5 protein-coding genes are annotated in these 6,573 nt (G+C 72.0%); 4 read left to right on the forward strand and 1 reads right to left on the reverse strand.

The annotated features are described in order from the left end of the window. Nucleotides 1–1,182 carry a saccharopine dehydrogenase family protein gene (locus ABT147_RS41205; RefSeq protein ID WP_351416320.1) on the reverse strand — a complete coding sequence of 394 codons (1,182 nt, stop codon included), beginning with the start codon at nucleotides 1,180–1,182 and terminating at the stop codon, nucleotides 1–3. 103 nt (nucleotides 1,183–1,285) lie between these two features. Between ABT147_RS41205 and ABT147_RS41210 the strand changes: the two genes are divergently transcribed. The 4 genes from ABT147_RS41210 (at nucleotide 1,286) to ABT147_RS41225 (ending at nucleotide 6,474) form a co-directional block, all read left to right on the forward strand. Continuing rightward, nucleotides 1,286–1,666: an MmcQ/YjbR family DNA-binding protein gene (locus ABT147_RS41210; protein ID WP_351416322.1), complete on the forward strand. Its 381-nt coding sequence runs from the start codon at nucleotides 1,286–1,288 to the stop codon at nucleotides 1,664–1,666. A gap of 179 nt (nucleotides 1,667–1,845) precedes the next feature. Continuing rightward, nucleotides 1,846–3,048 carry a CaiB/BaiF CoA transferase family protein gene (locus ABT147_RS41215; RefSeq protein ID WP_351416324.1) on the forward strand — a complete coding sequence of 401 codons (1,203 nt, stop codon included), beginning with the start codon at nucleotides 1,846–1,848 and terminating at the stop codon, nucleotides 3,046–3,048. Next, complete coding sequence (locus ABT147_RS41220; protein ID WP_351416326.1) at nucleotides 3,045–4,259, forward strand: acetyl-CoA C-acetyltransferase; 1,215 nt, start codon at nucleotides 3,045–3,047, stop codon at nucleotides 4,257–4,259. Before ABT147_RS41215 ends, ABT147_RS41220 begins: the two co-directional genes overlap by 4 nt. A 40-nt stretch (nucleotides 4,260–4,299) precedes the next feature. Next, the gene (locus ABT147_RS41225) at nucleotides 4,300–6,474 is read left to right on the forward strand and encodes a 3-hydroxyacyl-CoA dehydrogenase NAD-binding domain-containing protein (RefSeq protein WP_351416328.1); all 2,175 of its coding nucleotides are present in this window, start codon (nucleotides 4,300–4,302) and stop codon (nucleotides 6,472–6,474) included. Nucleotides 6,475–6,573: the final 99 nt, after the last annotated feature.

Genomic DNA, 6,573 nt, shown 5'->3' on the forward strand with positions numbered 1-6,573 from the left:
TCACTGGGATGCCGCCACCCGGAACGTGATCCCCGCCGCGCGCAGCCGCTCGATCAGCGCGTCGCCCATCGCGACCGCCGTCGTGACCTGCCCCGCCGTGGCCGGGAGGTCGTCGAAGGCCAGGCAGAGCGCGGACTCGGCGAACATCTTCGCCGTCTCGCCGTAACCGGGATCGCCGCCCGCGACCTCCGTGAAGACCCGGCGCCCGCCGCCCTCGCCCACGAACCGCACCGAGAACCAGCTCTTCGCCCGCTTCTCCTCGCTCGGCCCCTCACCCGGCTTGAGCCGGTCGCCCAGCCAGCGCCGCACGGGCGGCACCTGGGCCGCGGCGACGACCGCGCCGACGAAGGCCACCCCGCCCACCGCGAAGGGGAGGGTCTTCACGGCCGCGTAGTGGCGGTAGCGGAAGTCCGGACCGTAGCGCCGCAGGGCGCGCGCCGAGCGCTGCACCACCTGCGCGTCGATGGTCGGCAGCGGCAGCGCCCACGCCCCGACCTCCTTGGCGAACCGGGGCGCGCTCACCGGCGCGTACGCCCGCCGCCCCACGACACGCGGCTCGTGCCGCTTGCGGTCCTGCGCGGCGGCCATCGTCTGCCGGGCGCGCGAGAACCCGGTGAGCGCGGAGTTGAACGTACCGCCCGAGAACATGCCCTCGGCGCGCACGAACCCGTCCACGGTGATCGGCACGTCCTCGGGGAGCTGCCGCACGGTGAAGTACGCGCCCAGGTCGTGCGGTATGGAGTCGAAGCCGGCCGCGTGGACGATACGGGCGCCGGTCTCACGCGCGCGTGCGTCGTGCCTGACGAACGTCAGGTCGACGAACTCCGGCTCACCGGTGAGATCCAGATAGTCGGTGCCCTCGTCCGCGCAGGCGGCCACCAGCTCCTCGCCGTGGAGGACGTACGGGCCGACGGTCGTGGCCACCACCCGTGCCTGCCGGGCGAGTTCGCGGACGGCGTCCGGATCGGACCCGTCCGCCCGGAGCACGCCGATCTCCGCGCCGCCGGGCAGCCGCTCGCGCAGCGCCGCGAGCTTCGCCGCGTTGCGCCCGGCGATCGCCCAGCGCAGTCCGTCGGGCGCGTGCGCGGCGAGATACTCCGCGGTGAGCTCCCCGACGAACCCCGTGGCCCCGTAGAGCACGATGTCGTACGCCCGCTCCGCCCTGCCCTGCCCGCTGCTCATGTAACCCCTCAAGCCTCGCCCACGGCCCGCCCACGCGCCGTTGTCGGTGGCTGAGGCTAGCGTGAGGGACGAGCAGTCGAGTGCGCGGGATCCGGAGGTGGCCGTGACCGTACCGAAGAACGCCCTGAAAAAGTGGGAGAAGGTGCGCGAGTTCGCCCTCGGGATGCCCGGTGCGGTCGAGGAGTTCCCCTGGGGCGAGAGCGTCGCGAAGGTCAACAAGAAGGTGTTCGTGTTCCTCGGGACGGACGACGGCAGCTATCCCCTGGGCGTCACCCTGAAGCTCAGGGACGACGAGACCCATGCCCACGCCCTGACCTGCCCCGGCGCCGAGCCCGCCGGGTACGGCCTGGGCAAGGCCGGGTGGGTGCGCGTCCCGCTGGAGGAGAAGGGTGCCCCGCCCGCGGAGCTGCTGTGCGACTGGGTCGAGGAGAGCTACCGCGTGATCGCCCCGAAGAAGCTCATAGCGGAGCTGGACGCCGGCTGAGCCCGGGCCGGGCCCGGCAGGGCGGGCTGACGAGCACGGCGCCATTGGGCACAATGACTAAGCGTTTGCTCACCCGGGGCTTGTGCCCGGTGGAACGTGTTCTTAGCATCACTGGTGTTACATCGTTTGTGTCACATCGTTCGTGTCGCATCGTTTGGGTCACAGAGCATGGGGGCTCGATGACAGTGGCGAAGACGCCCGGGCACGGCCCGCTCGCCGGTGTGCGCGTGGTGGAACTCGCGGGCATCGGCCCGGGACCGTTCGCCGCCATGCTCCTCGCCGACCTCGGCGCCGACGTCATCCGCGTCGACCGGCCGGGCGGGGCGGGCCTCGCCGTCAACCCCCTGTACGACATCACCAACCGCAACAAGCGGTCGGTGATCGTCGACCTGAAGTCACCGGACGGCCCGGACACCGTCCTCGACCTGGCCGAACGCGCCGACATCCTGATCGAGGGCTACCGGCCGGGCGTCGCCGAGCGCCTCGGCGTCGGCCCCGAGACCTGCCACGCCCGCAACCCGGCGCTCGTCTACGGCCGGATGACCGGCTGGGGCCAGCAGGGACCGCTCGCCCAGCGCGCCGGCCACGACATCGCCTACATCGCCCTGACCGGCACCCTCGGCATGATCGGCTCCCCGGACACCCCGCCGCCCGCCCCCGCCAACCTCCTCGGCGACTACGCGGGCGGCTCCCTCTATCTCGTCGTCGGCGTCCTCGCCGCCCTCCACCACGCCCGCGCGACCGGCGCCGGCCAGGTCGTGGACGCGGCCATCGTCGACGGCACCGCGCACCTCTCCGCGATGATCCACGGCATGCTCGCCGCCGGCGGCTGGCAGGACCGCCGCGCCGCCAACCTCCTCGACGGCGGCTGCCCCTTCTACGGCACGTACGAGACCGCCGACGGCCGGTACATCGCCGTCGGCGCCCTGGAGCAGCAGTTCTACACGGAGTTCGTCGACCTCCTCGGCATCGGCGACCGGGCCCCGGCCCGCAAGGACGTGGCTGCCTGGGCCGAGCTGCGCGAGACGGTCGCGGCCCGCTTCAGGACCCGTACGAGGGACGAGTGGACGGCCGTCTTCGAGGGCTCCGACGCCTGTGTGGCCCCCGTCCTGTCGCTGCGCGAGGCCCCGCGGCACGCGCATCTCGCGGCCCGGGGCACCTTCACCGACTTCGGCGGCATCACCCAGCCCGCGCCCGCGCCCCGCTTCTCCGCCACCCCCGCCTCGGTCCGCACCGGACCCGCCCAGCCCGGCGCCGACACGGCGGACGTGGCCCACGACTGGGGCATAGCGGGCCTCCTGAAGGACGCCCCCGCCAAGGACACCGACGGACACCGGCCCCCGGGCCGCACCCTCCCGCCACTGGAAAGGCCAGACTCGTGAGCACCGAAGCGTATGTGTACGACGCGATCCGCACCCCGCGCGGTCGCGGCAAGGCGAACGGCTCCCTGCACGGCACCAAGCCCATCGACCTCGTCGTCGGGCTGATCCACGAGGTCCGGCGCCGTTTCCCCGCCCTCGACCCGGCCGCCGTCGACGACATCGTGCTCGGTGTCGTCGGCCCGGTGGGCGACCAGGGCTCCGACATCGCCCGCACCGCCGCCATCGCCGCCGGACTGCCGGACACGGTTGCAGGCGTCCAGGAGAACCGCTTCTGTGCCTCGGGTCTGGAGGCCGTCAACCTGGCCGCCGCGAAGATCCGTTCGGGCTGGGAGGACCTGGTGCTCGCGGGCGGCGTCGAGTCGATGTCCCGGGTGCCGATGGCCTCGGACGGCGGAGCCTGGTTCAACGACCCGATGACCAACCTGGCCGTCAACTTCGTGCCGCAGGGCATCGGCGCCGACCTCATCGCCACCGTCGAGGGATTCTCCCGGCGCGATGTGGACGAATACGCGGCGCTGTCCCAGGAGCGGGCGGCGGCCGCCTGGAAGGACGGCCGGTTCGACCGGTCCGTCGTCCCCGTCACCGACCGCTCGGGCCTCGTGATCCTCGACCACGACGAGCACCTGCGGCCGGGCACGACCGCCGACTCCCTCGCCAAGCTGAAGCCGTCGTTCGCGGACATCGGCGAACTCGGCGGCTTCGACGCGGTCGCGCTGCAGGAGTACCACTGGGTCGAGGAGATCGACCACGTCCACCACGCGGGCAACTCCTCCGGCATCGTGGACGGCGCGTCCCTCGTCGCCATCGGCACCAAGGAGATCGGCGAGCGCTACGGCCTGCGCCCCCGCGCCCGGATCGTCTCCGCCGCCGTCTCCGGCTCCGAGCCCACCATCATGCTCACCGGCCCCGCCCCCGCGACCCGCAAGGCCCTCGCCAAGGCCGGGCTGACCATCGACGACATCGACCTCGTCGAGATCAACGAGGCGTTCGCCGCCGTGGTGCTCCGCTTCGTCCGCGACATGGGCCTCTCGCTCGACAAGGTCAATGTCAACGGCGGCGCGATCGCCCTCGGCCACCCGCTCGGCGCGACCGGCGCGATGATCCTCGGCACCCTCATCGACGAACTGGAACGCCAGGACAAGCGGTACGGGCTGGTCACGCTGTGCGTGGGCGGCGGCATGGGCGTCGCGACGATCGTCGAACGCGTCTGAAACCCCGGCGGAACCAAGAGACTTCTACGGAGACCCCGTTATGACCGAGAGCACCACCATCCGCTGGGAACAGGACCGCACGGGCCTCGTCACCCTCGTCATCGACGACCCCGACCAGTCCGCGAACACCATGAACCAGGCGTTCCGCGACTCCCTCGCGGTGATCACCGACCGCCTGGAGGCCGAGAAGGACACCATCCGCGGTGTCATCATCACCTCCGCCAAGAAGACGTTCTTCGCCGGCGGCGACCTCCGCGACCTCATCAAGGTCACCCCCGAGACCGCGCAGGCACTGTTCGACGGAGGCCTGGAGATCAAGCGCAATCTGCGCCGCATCGAGACCCTCGGCAAGCCGGTCGTCGCGGCGATCAACGGCGCGGCCCTCGGCGGCGGTTACGAACTGGCCCTCGCCTGCCACCACCGCGTCGCCCTCGACGCCCCCGGCTCGAAGATCGGCTGCCCCGAGGTCACCCTCGGCCTGCTGCCCGGAGGCGGCGGCGTCGCCCGTACCGTACGGCTGCTGGGCATCACCGACGCCCTGCTGAAGGTGCTGCTCCAGGGCACCCAGTACACCCCGCGGCGCGCCCTGGAGAACGGCCTGATCCACGAAGTGGCCGCCACCCAGGACGAGTTGATGGACAAGGCGCGCGCGTTCATCGACGCCAACCCCGAGTCGCAGCAGCCCTGGGACAAGCCCGGCTACCGCATCCCCGGCGGCACCCCCGCGCACCCGAAGTTCGCGGCGAACCTGCCCGCCTTCCCCGCCACCCTGCGCAAGCAGACCAACGGCGCGCCCTACCCGGCACCGCGCCGCATCCTCGCCGCCGCCGTCGAGGGCGCCCAGGTCGACTTCGAGACCGCACAGATCATCGAGGCGCGCTACTTCGTGGAGCTGGCGGCGGGCCAGACCTCCAAGAACATGATCCAGGCCTTCTTCTTCGACCTCCAGGCCGTCAACTCCGGGGCGAACCGCCCCAAGGGCATCGAGCCCCGCCCGGTCCGCAAGGTCGCCGTCCTCGGCGCCGGCATGATGGGCGCCGGCATCGCGTACTCCTGCGCCCGCGCGGGCATCGACGTCGTCCTGAAGGACGTGACGCCCGAAGCCGCCGCGAAGGGCAAGGGCTACTCGGAGAAGCTCTGCGCCAAGGCGGTCGCCAAGGGCCGCACCACCCAGGAGAAGGCCGACGCGCTCCTCGCCCGCATCACCCCCACCGCCGAACCGGCGGACCTCGCGGGCTGTGACGCCGTCATCGAGGCCGTGTTCGAGAAGACGGAGCTGAAGCACAAGGTCTTCCAGGAGATCGAGGGGATCGTGGCACCGGACGCCCTGCTCTGCTCCAACACCTCGACCCTCCCCATCACCGAGCTGGCCGAGGGCGTCGTCCGCCGGTCCGACTTCATCGGCCTGCACTTCTTCTCGCCCGTCGACAAGATGCCGCTCGTCGAGATCATCAAGGGCGAGCAGACGGGCGACGAGGCCCTGGCCCGTGCCTTCGACCTCGTCCGCCAGATCAAGAAGACCCCGATCGTCGTCAACGACTCCCGCGGCTTCTTCACCTCCCGGGTCATCGGCCACTTCATCAACGAGGGCGTCGCGATGGTGGGCGAGGGCATCGAGCCCGCCTCCGTCGAACAGGCGGCGGCCCAGGCCGGCTACCCCGCGAAGGTCCTCTCCCTCATGGACGAGCTGACCCTCACCCTGCCCCGCAAGATCCGCGCCGAGTCCCGGCGGGCCGTGGAGGAGGCGGGCGGTACGTGGGTGGAGCACCCGGCCGAAGCGGTCATCGACCGCATGGTCGACGAGTTCGCCCGCCCGGGCCGCAGCGGGGGTGCCGGCTTCTACGACTACGCCCCCGACGGCCGCCGCGCCAGGCTCTGGCCCGGCCTCCGCGAGCACTTCACTCGGCCCGGCCACCGGATTCCCTTCCGGGACATGCAGGAACGGATGCTCTTCTCGGAGGCCCTGGACACCGTCCGGCTGCTGGAGGAAGGCGTCCTGACGTCCGTCGCCGACGCCAACATCGGCTCCCTCTTCGGCATCGGCTTCCCCGGCTGGACCGGCGGCGTCCTCCAGTACATCAACGGCTACGACGGCGGGCTTCCGGGCTTCGTCACCCGCGCGCGGGAACTGGCCGACCACTACGGCGAGCGGTTCGCCCCGCCGGCGCTGCTGGTGGAGATGGCGGAGAGGGGCGAGCGCTTCACCGACGCCTGACACCCCTCGCCCCCCGCCGCCCCTACCCGTCCCATGGGTGCGTTGTCGGGTGCGCGTGGGTGGGGGCCGGCCGCGCAGTTCCCCGCGCCCCTTCAGGGG

The organism is Streptomyces sp. NPDC001868 (assembly GCF_040297125.1).
Taxonomy (GTDB): Bacteria; Actinomycetota; Actinomycetes; order Streptomycetales; family Streptomycetaceae; genus Streptomyces.